This window comes from Rhodococcus sp. PvP016 (assembly GCF_017832185.1).
GTDB lineage: Bacteria > Actinomycetota > Actinomycetes > Mycobacteriales > Mycobacteriaceae > Rhodococcoides.
On sequence record NZ_JAFIBH010000001.1, the window covers coordinates 2,302,479 to 2,320,449 of the forward strand.

A 17,971-nucleotide genomic window follows, 5' to 3' on the forward strand; every position below is an offset into this window, starting at 1 on the left:
GCGCCGACGATCGAGCGCCCGTCGACCTAGACTTTCCGGATGCAGACTGCCGGGAACAGGCTCGAGCGACGGAAGGCGCGCACGCGCCAGGCTCTCGTGGACGCCGCGCGCGAGATGATCGCCGACGGGCGCTCCTCCACCGCGAGCATCGCCGACATCACGGCCGCCGCCGACGTCGGGTTCGGGAGCTTCTACAACCACTTCGAGGACAAGCCAGCACTCTTCGCTGCCGCCGTGGAGCAGGTTCTCGAACAGATGGGGGACACGCTCGACGGAGTCTCGCCTCGCTCGGACGATCCCGTGCAGATCTTCTGCGACGCCGTCAGGCGGACCGGTCGTGCCGCCGTCTCGCATCGTCAGGCCGCGGAGATCGTCGACCGGTCGGGGTTCGCGTTGCTCGACGCGCCCGGTGGTCTCGGGCCGCGGGCTCGCCGGGATCTCGCGGCGGCCGTGGACGCCGGACGACTCGAGATCGAGGACCTGTCTCTCGCGACGGCGATGACCGCGGGTGTGCTGTTCGCCCTGGTGCACCGGTGGCTCGAGGACCCGGGCTCCGTCGACGACCGCCGGATCGACGACGCAGCGGAGCGTCTGCTGGTGATGCTCGGAACGGACCCCGACACCGCTCGGGCAGTGGCGCACACGGATCTGGAGATGCCCCAGATCTCCTGACGATCCGGCACCGTCCGGACCTTGCGACGTCTTCCCGTGACGGCGAGTACCTGATAACCTCTGTCACAGTTAGTCACGGAGATGTACCCGCCCACGGAAGGACGACGCCATGACCAGCACACTCGACCCGGAACTCACCGTCTCGGATGCAGAGGACGTGTCTGCTCGGCTGCTCGATTCCGTCGCAGCGCTCTCGTACGACCCCATGCAGGAGGTCGACTGGGAGGCTCCCCTCGACCCGGAGCAGTTCGGCCTCAATCCCGAGTGGAGCACCCTCTACGGCACCGATCTGTGGAAGGAGATGACGCCCGAACAGCGCGTCACTCTCACCCGCCACGAGGTCTGCTCGATCATGAGCACCGGCATCTGGTTCGAGATGATCCTGCAGCAGATGGTCCTGCGCGATCAGTACTGCAGCGACTCGTCGTCCTCGGACTTCCAGTTCGCGCTCACCGAGATCGCCGACGAGTGCCGCCACTCCCTGATGTTCGCCAAGGCGTGCCGCACCATGGGCATCAAGGCGTACATCCCGCGCCGGCTCAGCATCGAACTCGGTCGTGGCTTCAAGACCCTCGCCGTGTCCGAGGCCGCCTACGGCGGCATCCTCGTCGCCGAGGAGGTGCTCGACGTCATGCAGCGCGACTGGATGCGCGGCGAGAACGTGCTCCCGTTGGTGCGCACCACCAGCAAGATCCACGTCGTCGAGGAATCGCGGCACATGACCTTCGCGCGTCAGCAGATGCGCGAGAACATGGCGGGGATCTCCACTGCCCGCCGTAAGTCCGCGGCCCTGCTCATCGCCATCGCTGCCCGAGTCATCGTGTCCAACATGGTGAACAAGGACGTCTACGCCGCGGCCGGTCTCGACCGGGACCGGGCTGTGCGCGAGGCGAAGAACAACACGCACCACCACGTCATGATGCGCACGAGCAGCCAGCACCTGATGGCGTTTCTCAGCGACTGTGGACTGCTGACGAAGCCCGCCGCGGCCGTCTACCGCACCATCCACATGGTCTGACGCTCCCATGGCCTTCGCGATCACCCAGAACTGTTGCAACGACGCATCGTGTCTGTCGGTGTGTCCGGTCAACTGCATCCATCCGACGCCGGACGAGCCGGACTTCGGCAAGACCGACCTGTTGTACATCGATCCGCGGTCCTGCATCGACTGCGGCGCGTGCGCGGACGCGTGCCCGGTGGACGCGATCACGCGGGTGTCCCGGCTGTCGCCGTCTCAGGCGATCTACGCGGAACTGAACGCCGACTACTACCGCGACCGGCCGGTCGATCACGCGTGGGGCGCACCGACGTTCCCACCGGCGGACATCGGCTCCGTGTCGCTGAAGCGAGTCGCCGTGGTGGGAACCGGACCGGCCGCCTGCTACACCGCGACGGCGCTCCTGCGGCAGACCGATGCCGCAGTGACCTTCTTCGACAAGCTGCCGGTGCCGGGTGGTCTCGCCAGATACGGTGTGGCGCCGGACCATACGAGTACCCGGCGCATCGGTGAACATTTCCGGTCGCTGTTCGTGCACTCGCGCGTGACGATGCGCCTCGGCGTCGAGGTCGGTGTCGACGTCACGGTGGAGGAACTCTCGCGGACCTTCGACGCGGTGGTCTACGCGGTGGGTGCCGATCGGGACAGGCAGCTTCCCCTCGAGTCCGAGGTCGTCCCGATGAGCGCCCGCACCCTCGTCGGCTGGTACACCGGTCACCCCGACGTCCCCGCCGACGCCGTGAATCTGCGCGGCGTGACGCGAGTCGTCGTGATCGGTAACGGGAACGTGGCGCTCGACGCGGCGCGAATTCTGACAGCTCCCGTCGAGGATCTCGTGGGCACGGACATCTCGGCCCACGCGCTCGCTGCGCTGCGGGACAGTGCGGTGCAGGACGTGACCGTGCTCGGTCGCCGCGGTCCCGAGGTCGCCGCGTTCACCCGGTCCGAGTGCCAGGCGCTCGTCGATCGCACATCGGTGCCCGTTCTGGTCGCGGGCGACGACGATCTCTCCTCCGTCCTGGCGGCGCTGCCGTTGTCCGCGTCCGCCGCACCGCTCGCCTCGGTACCGCGCGCCGACGAGGCCGAGACGGGTGACGGCGCGCGGCGCATCGTCTTCTCGTTCGGGCGCGCACCGGTGGCGGTACGCCCGGGAGCGCTCGATGTCCGCGGATCCGGCGCGTCCGACGCGGGTGTCGTCAGCTCGATTCCCGCCGACCTGGTGCTGCAGGCGACCGGGTACCGCGGGTCTGCACTTCCCGGACTTCCCTTCGACGCGGACCGCGGAACCGTGCGCAACGTCGAGGGTCGCGTCGTGGACTCCGACGACCGCCCGGTGGCCGGGGCCTATGTCGTGGGATGGGCCAAGCGTGGCGCCACGGGAGGTATCGGCGACAACAAGCTCGATGCCGAGCGCACCGTCGAGCTGATGCTCGCGGACTCCCTCTCCGCAGCCACGTCGTCGGGTCGCGCGACGGCCGGCCGACGACCATTGTTCGGCCGCACCGGCCGATAGGCGAGCCGCGGCGAGCGACCGTTCCCGGTCTCCACCGTCAGCCCCGGACCGCACCTCCAGGAGGTGTGGTCCGGGGCTGACTGCGTTCCCGGGTGTCGGTGTGACGCTGTGAGAGCGCCTGAGTCGCCGTCGTGGGGCGCGAATTCGCCACGAATCGCCGACCAGCTCTTCGTGGCTTTTCACGAAATTCAGTCTGCTTCGTCGGTGCAGTTCTACGAAGAGTCACCAAAGCGACCCGGAATACGAACGGGTAACTCGGATATAGGTTGTCGTAACGGGTCAATGACCTGCGGTTCGTTCTCGGGCCTCGAAAAGGGCAGTTCCGTCGCACGTCACCGATTTCGGGGCGGAATCCACTTTTTGCCCGGGAAGCGGGACAATAAGTGTGTGGATTCGTCGTCCGGCGAGTCCGTGGTCTGTTGGTCGGGGCGCCGGACGGCGATCCGACAACTCTGTCCGAGAGGTGTCCGATGTCGACGACTCTGCTCGCCCCCACCCGCCTGATCACGCAAGGCAGCACGCGCCTTGCAGATCGTGATAGTGGGACCGTTCTGGTTATGAGTTCCCCGTCCGCCGATCGTGGGCTGTGGGACGAGTACCTCGCCTGCGCCACGCGGTCCTACGAGCGCCACGGAGTGGGTGTCGCGCTCGACGTCGAGCGCGTCGCCGACGGTGCGGACACCGCTGTGTTCTACGCGGCCGTCGACCGTGCGGGGCAGGTCGTCGCCGGCGTCCGCGGCCAGGGCCCGTACCTCAGTGCGGACCAGTCGCACGCTCTGGTGGAGTGGGAGGGCAATGCCGCCCGACCCGACGTCGCGGAACTCATCCACAGTCGACTGCCCGCCGGCGTGGTGGAGATGAAGACCGCGTTCGTCTCCGCGGACGCCCAGCATCCCGGTGCGCTCTCCGCACTGTTGTCCCGCACGGCGCTGCCCACCATGGTGTTCACGGGCGCCCGATACGTCATGGCCACGGCGGCCGATCACGTGCTGCGACGGTGGGAGTCCGGCGGCGGCCGTGTGGCCGAGAACATCGCCCCCGCCGCGTACCCCGACGAGCGCTACCGGACCCGCATGATGTGGTGGGACCGGTTCTCGATCATGGACGACGTGACCGAGGACGTGTGGGCACGCATCACTCGCGAGACGGAGGTTCTGACGGGTCGCGATCTGATTCTGGCGGCGTGATCGCTGGGGTCACCGGTACCAGTCGGCGAGCCACCGAGCGCAACGCCACTGCCGCCACGAGCGGCAGGACCGCCGCGGCCGCCCACGGAACCGCTTCGCCCACAGGCGTGTCCGGCATCACGTCGATGATCGCGCCGAGTGCGACCGATCCCACGAGCACCCCGATCCCGCCCAGCGAGGCCAGCAGGCCGTAGTACGAGCCCGTGCTGCGCTCCCGCGCCATCCGGGGGACGAGGTCGCGCGCGAACGGCATGGCGATCATCTGACCGACCGTCAGCAGCACGACGAACGCGGCGGGTCCCACGAGCCCCGCGGCACCCTCGGCACCGAGCAGGGCGGCCACGGCCGCCGCTCCGAACGCGATCCCCATGACGGCGAAACCCAGCGGGAGCACGCGTACCAGCGAGAACCGGCGCAGTGCTCGGGTCACGCTCATCTGCCCGACGACGACGAGTGCCGATGCCGCGGCGAAGAACCATCCCAGGGGAGCCTGCGATCCCCACACCTGCTCGACCCGCAGCGGCAGCAGGAGATAGAGCTGGTTGTAGGCGACGAGCTGCGCGCTCATCGCTGCGGCGAAGACGAGGAAGAGGCGGTTGCGGGCGATCTCACGCCAGTCGTCGAGCCAGGAGTCCGTGGTCGAGTCGGCACGTCGAGCGGGCAGCAGCGCCATGTGCGCGATCGTGATGACGACGAACACCCCGGCAGCGATGAGGCAGGTGAGGCGAAAGTCCACCGCGAGCAGCGCGGAGCCGAGCAACGGACCGGTGAACGCGCCGATCTGGCCGAACACGGTGAACAACGCGATCGCGTCGAGGCGGGACTGGCCACCCGCGCGTTCACCCTCGCCCGCTTCCAGCGCCACCGCGCTCTCGACCGCCGGCGAGAACAGTGCCGCGGCCACACCGGTGAGGGCCGTGGCCGCCAGGACGGCCGGAAGGCTCTGAGCGAACGCCAGTCCCACGAATCCGAGCACGCGCAGGACGCACCCCGTCAGCACCACAGGTTTGATGCCGAGGCGGTCCGCCAGCGTTCCGCCGACGACGAAGAGTCCCTGCTGCGAGAACGTGCGGACTCCGAGTACGACACCGACCACCGCGGCGCCGAGACCGAGATCGGACGTCAGGTGCACGGACAGGTACGGCAACACCATGAAGAAGCCGATGTTGAACGCCATCTGCGTCAGGACGAGCAGTCTCACGGTGGGGGTGGCCGCGTGGAGGTCGTGCCAGGGAAGCACCCGACCGCGGCGAGATGCCCTCAGCACGCGGAGAGCGCGGTGGGACGGTCGGCCTGTGCGGCAGGATCGGCGGTCGGCCGACGCCCACGGCGGGATCGGACGGCGCTCGACAGCGAGACCGCCGTGACCGCCAGCAGTACGAGGCTCGCCAGGGGCGCGAGAGCCACCCAGGGCGCCCGTTCCACCGTGGACACCCCGTCGGCCAGCACGAGACCCCAGTCGGGACTGGGTGGTTGCGGTCCGAGCCCCAGGAAGCCCAGGGCGGCGAGCGCCAGGGCGATGCCCGGCAGCCGTAGCACTCCGTGACGCAGAACGGCGGGGCCGACCGCCGGCAGCACCGACCCGAACAGCACGCGGAGTCGACCTGCGCCGAGGGTGGGGAGGACGGCGACGTACGGCCTGGCCGCGACCTCGGCCGACAGCGCTGCGGTGTGCGCGGCCAGGGGTGCCCACGAGACCGACAGGACGGCCACGGCCGCTGCTGCGGCACCGGGGCCCACGACGGAGGCGACGATCACGCCGGCGATGACCGGAGGCGCAGCGTTGGTCACCTCGATCGGACCGGTGAACACCCGCGCCGCCGAACCGAGAACCAGACCCACGAGCACACATCCTAGAGCGACCGTCGCGGACACGGTGACGGTGTGTGCCGCACCGTGAGCGACGCGGGCGAGCACGTCGCGTCCCGATGCGTCGGTGCCGAAGGGATGTGCGAGGGACGGCGGTAGGAATTTGCCTCGCGTGGTGGCGAACGGGTCGCGGGGCAGGCCGACGAGCACCATGATGCCCAGCGCGCTCGCGGCGACGGCGGGCACGACGAACGGGAACCGACCCGCGGCGACTCGTGCGGTGGGTACCGGGACAGCGCGATCGTGCACCGACCGGCCGAGCAGTGCCCGGCGGGCGGCCTGCGCGGCCACACCGATGAGGACGCTGACCCCCATGAGCAGCAGGATGTCGGTCTGCAGTGCCGGAAGGTCCTGCGACTGAGCATTTCCGAGCATCGATCGTCCGATCCCCGGAATGGCGAAGACGCGTTCGACCGCGACGGCCCCACCGAGGAGCCCCACCATCACGAGGGCCATCTGGGAGGTGAGCGACGAGGCCGCGCGGCGCAGCACCGCACGCGCGAGCGTGCCGCGATCCACGTCGGCGGCCGTCCACGTGGTCACCCACGCCTCGGTGAACGACACCGACACGGCATCGGCGAGCAGACGGCCCAGCAGCCCGCCGGCCGGGAGGCCGAGTGCGAGAGCCGGGAGGATCGCCGAGGTCGGACCGGTCCAGCCGTACGACGGTAGCGACAGCCACACACTGCCGACGATCACCGCGACGGATGCCAGCAGGAACTCCGGCACCGAGGTGAGAACCGAGGCGCCGACACCCGACGAGCGGGACGGCCGCCCCCGCAGCCCGGCGCGCAGTGCCGGAGCCACGATCACCGTCGCCACCGCACAGGCCACCGCGAGGGCGAAGCCCATCAGGGTCGTCGAGACGGCGAGCGCGTCGAGGGCGCCGGGTAGAACGGGCCTGCCGGTGTTCCACGACGTACCGAGATCGCCCCGCAGGACTCTGCCGAACCACTGGCGCAGCAGCGTGATCGGACCCGCATCGAGTCCCAGATCGGCGCGGATCGCGGCGAGCGCGGCGGGTGTCGGCTCCTGGTCGGCGGAGCGCGCACGCAGGATCGACAACGCCGGGTCGCGGCCCGACAGCCACGGCAGCAGTGCGACCACCACGATCACGCCCAGGACGGACAGCAGGCGAGAGGCGGAGACGAGGACGCGGCCGGACGTCATCCGACCGTGGTGTCGGTGGTGACCAACATCCGTTCCCGCGGATCGCGCGCCGCACCCGACACCGACGCGGCCTCACCCTGCACGACGCGCTCGTGCAGCATCGGCACCACCGCATCGCGCTCGAGTATCAGCCGTTCCGCCTCGAGGACGGCGGCGCGGCGCGCTGCTCCCGGCTCGGTCGCCGAGGCGGTGGCCAGAGCGGAATCGACGGCAGGGTCGCAGAACTGCGCGATCGTGAAGGATCCGGCACAGGCGAAGTCGGAGTACATGTAGGCGACGGGGTCACCCGAGTCCAGTACGGTCGCCCGCGACAGGATGAACGCGTCGAACGCGCCGGCGAGAGCATCGGCCTCGATGAACTGGTACTCCCGGACCACCTGTTCCACCACGAAACCGCGGGCCTCGAGCTCCTGCTGCAGCAGCACCGCCACCTCGGGTAGTTCCGCGCGATCGGTGAAGGTGCCCAGGGTGATCCGTCGTCCCGCGGGATCGCCGGCCGGGGCGGTCGTGCGTGCGGGCCGATCCGCCGTCCACGGCAGGGCGGGTCCCAGAAGTCCGCGGGCGACGTCGGCTCGGCCCTCGTACACCTGGTCGACGAGTCGATCGGCATCGACGGCCTCCCGCGCCGCGGCACGCATCGACGGGTCGGCGAAGGCGCCCGTCCTGTTGTTCAGATACAGGGTGTTGGTGCGCGGCATGGGCACCTCGTGCACGAGTGCCGGATCGACCAGCGCCGCCTGCGACACCGGCACTGCCTCGACGATGTCGGCGGTGCCGTTTCGCAGCGCCGCGGCCCGCGCCGTGCCGTCGGGGACGAAACTCACGTCGATGCCCGAGGCCTTGGCCGGACCACCCCAGTAATCGTCGTTGCGATCGAGTGTCGCCGTGGACGTGCCGTCCACCGCGGTGAGCACGAACGCGCCGGTGCCGTGTCCGACGGGATCGACGGGGCCACCGCCCGCGTACGCGTCCGGCGAGAGGATGGCCAGCTGCGGACTCGACAGTCGCTGGGGTATCAGCGGATCCACCGTCGCGGTGCGCACCGTCACGGTGTCCGTGCCGTCCGCCTCGACGGTCATGTCGACACCGTCGAGAATGCGGGGCTTCGGCGAGGCGGTGGTGGCCGCGGTGAGCGCGGTGACCACCGCGGCGGCGTCGAGCGGCGCACCGTCGTGGAACCGGACGTCGGGCCGCAGGTCGATGCTCCAGGTCGTGTCGTCGACGCGAGTCCAGGCGGTGGCGAGGGCAGGCTGTGCCTCGCCGAGATCGTCCAGTACGACGAGGGTCTCGGCCGTCGACCACCGGGACAACTTGAAGGCGTCGTCACTCAGCGGTGTCAGTCCGGAGCGCGGCGGCTGCAGCATCGCCACGCGCACTCGGCCGCTCCCGTCGTCGGCGGACGGTGAGGCCGCGAAACAGCCGGACAGCGCGAGCGCCGACACGGTGAGAACGGTCGTGAAGGGCAGCATTCGGCGGAGGGACCGCATCATGGGCATTCTTTCGAGGGGGAGGGTCGGACGGAACGAACTACGGACGCGAGAGGACGGGAAGACGCGGTACCGCATCGACCAGGGCGCGGGTGTGGGTGTGCTGCGGGGACCTGAGAACGCCGGTGGTGGAGCCGCTCTCGACGATCACGCCGTCGGCCATGACCAGAAGACGATCACTCGTGCGGGCGGCCACGGCGAGATCGTGCGTCACCAGCAGCGACGCGGTGCCGTCGCGGGCGCACACGGTCTCGAGGACGTCGAGGACGAGATCCCGCAGCGGCAGGTCGAGACCACTGACCGGTTCGTCGGCGACGAGGTAGCGGGGTCGGCACGCGAGGGCGCGAGCGATGGCCACCCGTTGCCTCTGGCCGCCCGAGAGCTCACCGGTGCGGGCGCCGGCCATCGACACCGCCACCTCCACCGAGTCCAGGGCCGCGAGCGCCTGAGCGCGGTGATCGCCCTCGCACCGCAGCCAGTTCAGCGGTGCGGCGACCGAGTCGAGCACGGTGCGACGCGGGTCGAGCGAGGAACCGGGATCCTGCGGAACGTACTGCACCTCGCGGCGGAACCACCGGGTCGAGCGGGCCGGACCCGGCCGGATCGCGGCGCCGTCGAGTGTCACGTCGCCGGAGTCGGGTGTCTCCATCGCCAACAGCATCCGGAGCAGGGTGGACTTGCCCGATCCGGAGGCGCCGACGAGTGCGACTCGCTCGGAGGGAGCGACGGAGACGGTGACCTCGTCGACCGCGATCGTGTGTCCGTCGTACCGGCGCGTCAGTGCGCGGCCGTGCAGACCGGGAGATCCCGACGTCACGATGCGACCGGGGCGGAGTGCAGCGCCGCGTCGGCCGACCGAGCGCGCGACACGAGCCTCGCGGTGACGGGGTGGCGCGGTGCCGAGAGAACGTCTGTGACGGAACCTGTCTCGATGATCGATCCCTGGTCGGCGACCACCACGCGGTCGCAGAGAGCAGCGGCGACGGCCAGATCGTGCGTGATGAAGAGCAGGGCGGGTCCCCGGTCGCCGCCGGTCGCAGCGCCGAGAGTCGCGACGACAGTGCTCTGGCTGACCACATCGAGTGCCGTGGTGGGCTCGTCGGCCACGATCACCGGGGCGTTCGAGGCCAGTGCCATCGCGATGCAGACACGCTGACGCTGGCCGCCGGAGAGCTGGGCCGGACGTGCTGCTGCGATGCGCTCGGGATCGGTGAAGGCCATGCCGCGCAACAGTTCCTCTCGGTCGGCACGTCGCCGACTCGTCTCGCCGCGGTGGCGCAGTGCGAGATCGAGCTGCCGTCCGACAGTGAGGAAGGGGGCGAGTGCGGACGACGAGTCCTGGAACACCATCGCCGCCCGCGCGTCCCGAGGGCGGCGGGGGACGGGCGTGCCCGCCACGTCGTGACCGCCGATGCGCACGTGACCGCTGACGATCAGGTCGGGAGCGGTGACGCCGACGATAGCGGACGCGATCACCGATTTTCCGGAACCGGACGCGCCGACCAGCGCGACACGTTGTCCTGCAACGACATCGAACGTTATTCCGGTCACGAGCGTGGTGGCGCCGACTCGGACGGTCAGGTCGTCGACCTCGAGCACGGTGGTGTCCCTCCGCCTTCTGTCGATACTGATAATCGTTGTCGTCGAGACAGTAGGGGTTCGTGACGGTCGGGGGCAAACCGGTCGCGATCATCGACTGATCCGACAACGGTTGTCGGTAACGCTATGATCGCTGCACGTCGTCCTCACAGGCGATCCACCGTCACCGATCCGCGTCTGCTCGCAGCGCGGTGCAGAGGGAGTCCCATCATGATGTTTCCCGTCATCGCCAAGGCGGCGTCCACCGTCGTGACCGGGGTCGTGGGCGTCGCGGCCTACAACGGTGTGAAGAAGGTCGTCGAGCGTGCACCGCTGCGCGAGACTGCAGTCCGGGTCACCGAGGTGAGCCTGCGTGGGGTGCGCAAGGCGGAGGTCAAGGCCGAGTCCGCCCGTCTCGCGGTCTCCGACGTGGTCGCCGAGGCGAAGGATCGCATGGGTGAGGAGGCGCGGCCCCCGGCCGCGTCCGACGTCGGTCACGGCCACGACCACTGATCGCCGACGTGAGCACCGCGGTCGCCGGTCGGGCGGACACCGATCCCGCCGAGACGCCGACACCCGCAGCACCCGAGGTCCTCTCCGACGGCGCCGGCAGGATGCGCGTCCGACTCGACTGGATCACCGGAAGTGACGTCCGCGCGGTCGCGGTCGAGGACTTTCTCGACGCCGTTCCCGGCATCCGCGCGGTGCACGCGTTCCCTCGGACGGCGTCCGTCGTCGTCTGGTACTCCCGTTCCCGTACCGACCCCGCGTCGGTGCTGGCCGCGCTGACGGCCGTACCCGCGGCGACCGCGCTCGTTCCGGGCCAGGTCGCGGTGCGTACACCGCGGTCGGCAGACGTCGGTACCGGCGAACTGCTGCGCATGACCGTGGGCGGAGCGGCCCTGGTCCTGCTGGGCCTCCGCCGGTACGCGCTGCGCCGACCTCCCGTGCTGGGTCCCACCAGCCGGCTCGTCGCCACCGGTGTCACCGTCTTCACCGGCTATCCCTTCCTGAAGGGCGCCGTGCGGTCCCTCACGGGAGGCCGCGCCGCCGGAACGGACGCCCTGGTGTCCGCGGCGACCGTCGCGAGCCTCGTCCTGCGTGAGAACGTCGTCGCCCTCACCGTGCTGTGGCTGCTGAACATCGGCGAGTACCTGCAGGAGCTGACGCTGCGCCGCACCAGGCGTGCCATCTCGGATCTGCTCAGCGGAACCCACGACACCGCGTGGATCCGGACCGGAGACGGCACCGAGGTATCCGTGGACATCGACTCGCTCGAGGTCGGCGACGAGGTCGTGGTGCACGACCATGTCGGAGTCCCGGTCGACGGCACCGTCATCGAGGGCGACGCCGTCGTCGACCAGTCCGCCATCACCGGCGAGACACTGCCGGTCACCGTGACGGCGGGCACCCGACTGTCGGCCGGGTCCGTCGTGCTGCGCGGCCGGGTCGTCGTCCGCGCGTCGGCCGTGGGCCGTGACACGGCGATCGGCCGCATCATCGCGCGGGTCGAACAGGCGCAGGAGGATCGCGCGCCCATCCAGACCGTGGGGGACAACTTCTCCCGTCGCTTCGTGCCCGCGTCGTTCCTGCTCTCGGCCGCCACGCTGCTGGTCACCCGTGACGTACGCCGGGCCATGACCATGCTGCTCGTCGCGTGCCCGTGCGCGGTCGGCCTGTCCACTCCCACCGCTATCAGCGCCGCCATCGGCAACGGTGCCCGTCGGGGGATCCTCATCAAGGGCGGGTCCCACCTCGAACAGGCCGGCCGCGTCGATGCCGTCGTCTTCGACAAGACGGGAACGCTGACGGTCGGGCGCCCGGTGGTGACCAATGTGATCGCCTTCCACGACGCGTGGGAGCCGGAGCAGGTGCTCGCGTACGCGGCCAGCTCCGAGATCCACTCTCGACATCCGTTGGCGGAAGCCGTGATCCGCAGTACCGAGGAGCGTCGCATCGAGATCCCGCCGCACGAGGAGTGCGAGGTGCTCGTCGGGCTGGGCATGCGGACCGTCTCGGACGGCCGCACTCTGCTGCTGGGCAGTGCATCCCTGCTGCGCCGGGAGAACGTCGAGGTCTCCGAGGACGCGTCCGAGTGGGTGTCCCGTCTGCAGCACCGCGCGGAGACGCCCCTGCTCCTCGCGGTCGACGGTGTGCTGGTCGGGCTGGTCAGTCTCCGCGACGAGATCCGCCACAACGCTGCGGAGGTGCTGCGCGCGTTGCGGGCCGACGGCGTTCACCGCATCGTGATGCTCACCGGGGACAACCCGGCCACGGCCGCGGCGGTCGCGGCCGAACTCGGCATCGACGAGTGGCGGGCCGAGGTCATGCCCGAGGACAAGCTCGACGTCGTCCGCGCCCTGCAGGCGGAGGGCCACATCGTCGCGGTCGTCGGCGACGGCACCAACGACGCGCCCGCGCTCGCGGCCGCGGACATCGGCATCGCGATGGGTGCCGCCGGGACCGACGTCGCGGTGGAGACCGCGGACGTGGCGCTCGCCGGGGACGACTTGGCGCGACTGCTCGACGTGCGCGCCCTGGGGCGGCGCTCGGTGGCCGTCATCCGCCAGAACTACGGCATGTCGATCGCGGTCAACGCGATCGGACTGGCCGTCAGTGCCGGCGGAGCACTGTCGCCGGTTCTCGCGGCGATCCTGCACAATGCGTCGTCCATCATCGTCGTCGGAAACAGCGCGAGACTCATCGAGTACAGGCCCGAATCCGGGTAGGTTCGACAGAATGACGACCACCGCACCGCGTACCACCGCAGCACCCGTCGGACCGCTCGACCTCTTCGCCGCCGACTCCCTGCTCGACGAGGACGAGCGGGACATCGCGGCCACGGTCCGCGCGTTCGTCGACAAGCGGCTCAAGCCCGAGGTGGGGGACTGGTTCGAGGCCGGCACCCTTCCGCGTGAGATCGCCCGCGAGTTCGGCGGCATGGGTCTGATGGGCATGCACCTCGAGGGGTACGGCTGCGCCGGGACCAATGCGGTGAGCTACGGCCTCGCGTGCATGGAACTCGAGGCGGGCGACAGCGGGTTCCGGAGCTTCGTCTCCGTGCAGGGTTCGTTGTCCATGTTCTCGATCCACCGCTACGGGTCGGAGGAGCAGAAGCAGGAATGGCTCCCGCGTCTCGCCACCGGGGAGGCCATCGGGTGTTTCGGGCTGACCGAGGCCGACTTCGGCTCCAACCCGTCGGGAATGCGCACCCGCGCCCGACGGGACGGCGACGACTGGATCCTCTCCGGCTCCAAGATGTGGATCACCAACGGCACCCTCGCCGACGTGGCAACGGTGTGGGCGCGGACCGACGAGGGCTTTCGTGGATTCGTCGTGCCTACGGACGCACCGGGTTTCGCCGCTCACGCCATCGGTAAGAAGTTGTCGCTCCGTGCGTCGGTGACGGCGGAACTCGTCTTCGACGACATCCGGTTGCCGTCGTCGGCAATGCTGCCGGGTGCCACCAGTCTCGGAGCTCCGCTCTCCTGCCTCAACGAGGCGCGGTTCGGCATCGTGTTCGGCGCTCTCGGCGCAGCGCGAGACAGTCTCGAGACCGCCATCGCGTACGCGAACTCCCGCGAGGTGTTCGACCGGCCGCTCGCGAGTTTCCAGCTGACGCAACAGAAGCTGGCCGACATGACGCTCGAGCTCGGCAAGGGGTTCCTTCTCGCCGTCCACCTCGGCAGGATCAAGGACCGCGGTGAGATCACGCCGGATCAGGTGAGTCTGGGCAAGCTCAACAACGTGCGCGAGGCCATCGCCATCGCTCGCGAGTGCCGCACGATCCTGGGCGGTAGCGGCATCACTCTGGAGTACTCGCCGTTGCGGCACGCCAACAACCTGGAGTCGGTGCTCACCTACGAGGGAACCAGCGAGATGCACATGCTGTCCATCGGTAAGGCGCTGACCGGCCAGCAGGCCTTCCGCTGACCCCTCACCGCTTCTTCGCGGTCTGCTTCCTGTTCTCCTTGTCGATGGCGTCGACCAACTCGTCCTTGGTCATCGTCGATCGGCCGTGCACGTCGAGGTCGCGAGCGACCTCCTCGAGGTGCTTCTTCGACGCGTTCGCATCGACGCCGCCGGCGCTGTGGCCCTTCGGGTTCGGGCCGCCGCTCTCGGCGCGCTCGTCGGAGGGGCCCTTCTCGTCCTTCGGCTCCCAGTGGTCGCCCACCTTCTCGTAGCTGTGCTTCAGGGAGGAGTAGGCGACTCGGTGCGCCCGCTGCTCGTCGTCGTACTCCTCCTCCGCGGAGTCGAGTGTCTTCGCGAAGGTGCGCTGCGCCTTCTCGTCCGATTTCTGCAGGGTGGAGGGCAGCTCCGACTCGATGGGCTTGCCGTCGTCGTCCGTCGTGGGCACGACTGCCTCCTTCTCTCGGGTCCTGAACGTCGGGTCTCGTGTTCAGGTGGCCTACCCTCGTCCGGCGGCGCGAAAACCCCGACGACGAACGTGTAGCTGCCGTGGCAGACCATGCCGGCGGCGTCCCCGCCGACATGGTTCCCCACGACGTGGTTCTACTTGGACAGCGTGAACTGCATGATGTCGATGGTTCCGCGCCGGAACTGCTTCGCGCATCCGCCGAGGTACTTGATGTAGCGCTCGTAGACCTCGTCGCCGGCGATCGCGATGGCCTCGTCCTTGCGGGCCTCGAGGTTCTCCGTCCAGATCTCCAGCGTGCGGGCGTAGTGCTGCTGCAACGAGTGCACCCGGTCGACCGAGAACCCGACGGACGTCGCGCGTTCCTGGATGGTGCCCGGGCGCTCGAGCTCCCCGCCGGGGAAGATCTCCCGGAGGATGAAGCGCATGAAGACGGCGTCGCGCTTGTCGACGGCGACACCCTTCTCCGCCAGATCGTCCAGACCGTAGCCGACGATGGTGTGCAACAACATGACTCCGTCGGAGGGGAGCAACGAGTGCGCCTTCTCGAAGAACGGGACGTGGCGCGCGCGGCGGAAGTGTTCGAAGGCGCCGACGCTGACGATCCGGTCGACCGGCTCGTCGAACTCCTCCCAGCCCTGCAGGCGTACCTCGGCCTTGCGGTCGCCCGTGAGGTCGTCCAGACGGGACTGGACGCGTCCGAACTGGTGCTCGCTGAGCGTCAGGCCGACCACGTCCACATCGAACCGCTCGCGGGCGCGGATCATCGCGGTTCCCCATCCGCAGCCGACGTCGAGCAGGCGCATGCCCGACTCGAGGCCCAACTTGTCCAGGGCCAGATCGATCTTCGCGAGCTGTGCCTCTTCGAGCGTCATGTCCTCGCGCTCGAAGTACGCACAGCTGTACGTCCACGTGGGGTCGAGGAAGAGCGCGAAGAAGTCGTCGGACAGGTCGTAGTGCGACTGAACGTTCTTGAAGAAGGGCTTCAGGTCTGTCATGTGGTCTAGCAACCTCACACTCGACGGGCAGGAAGGAGCGACGGCACACCCTCCCCCGGGGATGTCTGTCATGCGCGAATCTACGGTCTTCCCAGTCGATCCGCGCTCGGAACCGCCAGGTCGACGCGCTAAACGTACCTGCGGTCCGAGTCTCGAGCGTCCGTCGTGGTCGGTCCCGGTTCTCGGCTCCCGCAGGTCGTCGAAAGTCCGTTTCGAGGCCGTCACTCGGCGATGTCGCGCTCCTCGAAGGATCGTGGTTGCCAGGGCGACCCGGCCGACACCACGTAGACGATGACGCGGGCCGTCCACCTGGTCGCGTTGCAACGCGATGAGCGGGCTCAGGACCAGCAGTGCCGGCACGTCTCGTCCGGACACGACGGCATCGAAGGAGTCACGTTGTCGCGGATGCAGTTCGGGCATGACCGAGCGCCCGCGCGGCCGCACCGTCAGAAGCGGCGCGTCAACCGCAGGCGCAGTGGTCGGCCGTCGGGGTCGACCACCAGCCGGTAGAGGAGCGAGAACACTCGCTGCTTCCACAGCGGCGGCACCTCGATGGCATGCATGCGCAACCGTCCTCGCGGGCGATCACCGTCGCGGCCCCCGTCGTGCCACGCGTCGAGCTCGCTGACCTGATCGGCGACCGCGTCGAAGCAGTCGTCCGGGTCGAGGAGGTCGGCGACGTCGGCGTCCGCGCCGCTCCCACGGGACAGGTGTTCGGCGAGCAGTTCGAGGCGGAGGTCTCGGGCGAACACCCTCGCACCGTCACCCAGGCCACCGGGATCGACGGGCTCGCGCGCATCCCGCTCCTCGTCGACCACGGCCGCCGTGAGCTCCGAATCGTGGGTCCAGGAACGGCGATTGAAGTTGTCGCTACCGATGGCCGCCCACACGTCGTCGACGATGCAGACCTTGGAGTGCACGTAGACCGGCACGCTGTCGTCGTTCTCCACGTCGAGGACGAGCACCCGGTCGGCGCCCGCGTCACGTAGCAGATCCAACGCGGCGGCGTGGCCGAGGAGCGACGGTGGGATGGTGATCGCGCTGTCGTCGTCGAGGTGACGGGGTACCACGATGATCATGCGGAGCCGGGGCGAGCGGCGCAGCGCACGCGCGAAGACCCGCGCGACGTCCAAGGACCACAGGTACTGGTCCTCGATGTAGATCAGGCGCTCGGCGCGACCGAGGGCCTTGGCGTACGCACGGGCGGCGCTGCGCTCACCGTCCTGCGCGAACGGGTACGACGGTCGGCGACGCGGGTACGTGCGGAGCAATTGCACCGAGCACGTTCCCGTCGCCTCCGGGTCGGGGAGGGCAGCGGGCAGCTCGGACGGCTCGCGCCGATGCCGGCGGACGACGTCGCTCACCACGTGCCACGGCAGCCGCGACAGCGCCGCCGGATCCTCCCAGCGCTCCCGGAAGGTGTCCTCGACGTCGCGCACGGCCGGACCGCGCATCTCGAGCTGCAGGTCGTGCCAGGCGGGGGTCTCCCCGTACTCCGGTGGAAACGGTCGGCTCAGGGCATCGCCGTGATGGTGCGCATCGTCGCGTCGCGAGCGGGCCAGGTCGATACCGCCCACGAAGGCGACATTGCCGTCGACACGCGACGCGGAGCGCATCACCACGAGTTTCTGATGATGGGACCCGAATGCCAGGACGCGCTGATCGAGAACGCACTCACCGCCCGCGTCCTCGAGGGCGGTCGCGAGGGCACTGTTCTTGCCGCCGGTGTATCCGAGGCCGTCCGCGTGCGAGCGCCACAGCAGACCTCGGACGACGACACCGCGCGTCGCGGCACCGGTCAGCGCGTCCTCGACCGTCGGACCACGGTCGGTGAGCACCTGCTCCGGGTCGCCGCGCCAATCGGTGAACATCACCAGATCATCGGGTTCCGCGTCGGCGAGGTGCTCGTTCAGCACGCGGAAGTAGGTGTCGCCGTGCACCAGAGCGACGCAGCGGTTGCCCTCCGTCCAGGCGCGGATGCGGGTGTCCGGGTTGGCGCGCTCCTCCGCGGACAGGAACCAGGGATGGGTCTCGTCGTCGAAGTCGATGTCGGCGAAGATCGACGATCGACCGAGGGCGTTCGAGATGCGGTCGACCGCCGTCATCAGCACGTTGCCGCGAGGTG

Annotated in this window: 15 protein-coding genes; 7 read left to right on the forward strand and 8 right to left on the reverse strand. The window is 69.5% G+C overall.

Annotation, left to right across the window (positions count from 1 at the left end):
* Positions 1 to 39 precede the first annotated feature (39 nt).
* From JOE30_RS10815 to JOE30_RS10830, 4 genes are all read left to right on the forward strand, one after another.
* Positions 40 to 672 (forward strand): TetR/AcrR family transcriptional regulator, encoded by a 633-nt coding sequence (locus JOE30_RS10815; protein ID WP_204866620.1) that lies wholly within the window; start codon positions 40 to 42, stop codon positions 670 to 672.
* Between the two features lie 109 nt (positions 673 to 781).
* Positions 782 to 1,690 (forward strand): diiron oxygenase, encoded by a 909-nt coding sequence (locus tag JOE30_RS10820; RefSeq protein WP_204866622.1) that lies wholly within the window; start codon positions 782 to 784, stop codon positions 1,688 to 1,690.
* A gap of 7 nt (positions 1,691 to 1,697) precedes the next feature.
* A complete protein-coding gene (locus JOE30_RS10825; protein WP_204866624.1) occupies positions 1,698 to 3,182 on the forward strand; it encodes a 4Fe-4S binding protein in 1,485 nt (494 codons plus the stop codon).
* Positions 3,183 to 3,739: 557 nt separating this feature from the next.
* On the forward strand, positions 3,740 to 4,369 hold the full coding sequence (locus tag JOE30_RS10830; protein ID WP_204866626.1) for a hypothetical protein: 630 nt from the start codon (positions 3,740 to 3,742) through the stop codon (positions 4,367 to 4,369).
* Here JOE30_RS10830 and JOE30_RS10835 read toward each other — a convergent pair.
* Genes JOE30_RS10835 through JOE30_RS10855 form a run of 5 tightly spaced genes read right to left on the reverse strand, consistent with a single transcriptional unit; the run spans position 4,317 to position 10,494 of the window.
* Positions 4,317 to 5,609: an MFS transporter gene (locus tag JOE30_RS10835; RefSeq protein ID WP_307806138.1), complete on the reverse strand. Its 1,293-nt coding sequence runs from the start codon at positions 5,607 to 5,609 to the stop codon at positions 4,317 to 4,319. The genes JOE30_RS10830 and JOE30_RS10835 overlap by 53 nt on opposite strands.
* Before the next feature lie 20 nt (positions 5,610 to 5,629).
* Entirely contained in the window at positions 5,630 to 7,408 is a 1,779-nt protein-coding gene (locus JOE30_RS10840) for an ABC transporter permease subunit (protein ID WP_204866628.1), read from the reverse strand.
* Positions 7,405 to 8,898: an ABC transporter substrate-binding protein gene (locus JOE30_RS10845; RefSeq protein ID WP_239532355.1), complete on the reverse strand. Its 1,494-nt coding sequence runs from the start codon at positions 8,896 to 8,898 to the stop codon at positions 7,405 to 7,407. The genes JOE30_RS10840 and JOE30_RS10845 overlap by 4 nt, the downstream gene beginning before the upstream one ends.
* Positions 8,899 to 8,935: 37 nt before the next feature.
* Positions 8,936 to 9,712 carry an ATP-binding cassette domain-containing protein gene (locus tag JOE30_RS10850; protein ID WP_307806139.1) on the reverse strand — a complete coding sequence of 259 codons (777 nt, stop codon included), beginning with the start codon at positions 9,710 to 9,712 and terminating at the stop codon, positions 8,936 to 8,938.
* Entirely contained in the window at positions 9,709 to 10,494 is a 786-nt protein-coding gene (locus JOE30_RS10855; RefSeq protein WP_204866630.1) for an ABC transporter ATP-binding protein, read from the reverse strand. Before JOE30_RS10855 ends, JOE30_RS10850 begins: the two co-directional genes overlap by 4 nt.
* 210 nt (positions 10,495 to 10,704) lie before the next feature.
* On the opposite strand from JOE30_RS10855, the gene JOE30_RS10860 reads away from it, so the two are divergent.
* From JOE30_RS10860 to JOE30_RS10870, 3 genes are all read left to right on the forward strand, one after another.
* On the forward strand, positions 10,705 to 10,986 hold the full coding sequence (locus tag JOE30_RS10860) for a DUF1490 family protein (RefSeq protein ID WP_204866632.1): 282 nt from the start codon (positions 10,705 to 10,707) through the stop codon (positions 10,984 to 10,986).
* 101 nt (positions 10,987 to 11,087) lie between these two features.
* Positions 11,088 to 13,202, forward strand: coding sequence for a cation-translocating P-type ATPase (locus JOE30_RS10865; RefSeq protein WP_204870277.1), 2,115 nt, complete (start codon positions 11,088 to 11,090; stop codon positions 13,200 to 13,202).
* Positions 13,203 to 13,212: 10 nt separating this feature from the next.
* Positions 13,213 to 14,406 carry an acyl-CoA dehydrogenase family protein gene (locus JOE30_RS10870; protein ID WP_027503983.1) on the forward strand — a complete coding sequence of 398 codons (1,194 nt, stop codon included), beginning with the start codon at positions 13,213 to 13,215 and terminating at the stop codon, positions 14,404 to 14,406.
* Between the two features lie 4 nt (positions 14,407 to 14,410).
* Here the strand turns inward: JOE30_RS10870 and JOE30_RS10875 are convergent, their stop codons facing one another.
* The 3 genes from JOE30_RS10875 to JOE30_RS10885 all read right to left on the reverse strand — a co-directional run bounded on the left by JOE30_RS10875 (position 14,411) and on the right by JOE30_RS10885 (position 17,951).
* Positions 14,411 to 14,830, reverse strand: coding sequence for a ChaB family protein (locus JOE30_RS10875; RefSeq protein ID WP_204866634.1), 420 nt, complete (start codon positions 14,828 to 14,830; stop codon positions 14,411 to 14,413).
* A gap of 155 nt (positions 14,831 to 14,985) precedes the next feature.
* Positions 14,986 to 15,846, reverse strand: coding sequence for a cyclopropane mycolic acid synthase family methyltransferase (locus JOE30_RS10880; protein ID WP_056447301.1), 861 nt, complete (start codon positions 15,844 to 15,846; stop codon positions 14,986 to 14,988).
* 446 nt (positions 15,847 to 16,292) lie between these two features.
* Positions 16,293 to 17,951, reverse strand: coding sequence for a phospholipase D family protein (locus tag JOE30_RS10885; protein ID WP_204870278.1), 1,659 nt, complete (start codon positions 17,949 to 17,951; stop codon positions 16,293 to 16,295).
* Between the last annotated feature and the right edge of the window lie 20 nt (positions 17,952 to 17,971).

What these genes read in the sequence shown, in the direction of transcription:
- JOE30_RS10815 (WP_204866620.1), top strand. Translation starts at nt 40, where the DNA reads ATGCAGACTGCCGGGAACAGGCTCGAGCGACGGAAGGCGCGCACGCGC.
- JOE30_RS10820 (WP_204866622.1), top strand. Translation starts at nt 782, where the DNA reads ATGACCAGCACACTCGACCCGGAACTCACCGTCTCGGATGCAGAGGAC.
- JOE30_RS10825 (WP_204866624.1), top strand. Translation starts at nt 1,698, where the DNA reads ATGGCCTTCGCGATCACCCAGAACTGTTGCAACGACGCATCGTGTCTG.
- JOE30_RS10830 (WP_204866626.1), top strand. Translation starts at nt 3,740, where the DNA reads ATGAGTTCCCCGTCCGCCGATCGTGGGCTGTGGGACGAGTACCTCGCC.
- JOE30_RS10840 (WP_204866628.1), bottom strand. Translation starts at nt 7,408, where the DNA reads ATGACGTCCGGCCGCGTCCTCGTCTCCGCCTCTCGCCTGCTGTCCGTC.
- JOE30_RS10845 (WP_239532355.1), bottom strand. Translation starts at nt 8,898, where the DNA reads ATGATGCGGTCCCTCCGCCGAATGCTGCCCTTCACGACCGTTCTCACC.
- JOE30_RS10860 (WP_204866632.1), top strand. Translation starts at nt 10,705, where the DNA reads ATGATGTTTCCCGTCATCGCCAAGGCGGCGTCCACCGTCGTGACCGGG.
- JOE30_RS10865 (WP_204870277.1), top strand. Translation starts at nt 11,088, where the DNA reads ATGCGCGTCCGACTCGACTGGATCACCGGAAGTGACGTCCGCGCGGTC.
- JOE30_RS10870 (WP_027503983.1), top strand. Translation starts at nt 13,213, where the DNA reads ATGACGACCACCGCACCGCGTACCACCGCAGCACCCGTCGGACCGCTC.
- JOE30_RS10880 (WP_056447301.1), bottom strand. Translation starts at nt 15,846, where the DNA reads ATGACAGACCTGAAGCCCTTCTTCAAGAACGTTCAGTCGCACTACGAC.
- JOE30_RS10885 (WP_204870278.1), bottom strand. Translation starts at nt 17,951, where the DNA reads ATGACGGCGGTCGACCGCATCTCGAACGCCCTCGGTCGATCGTCGATC.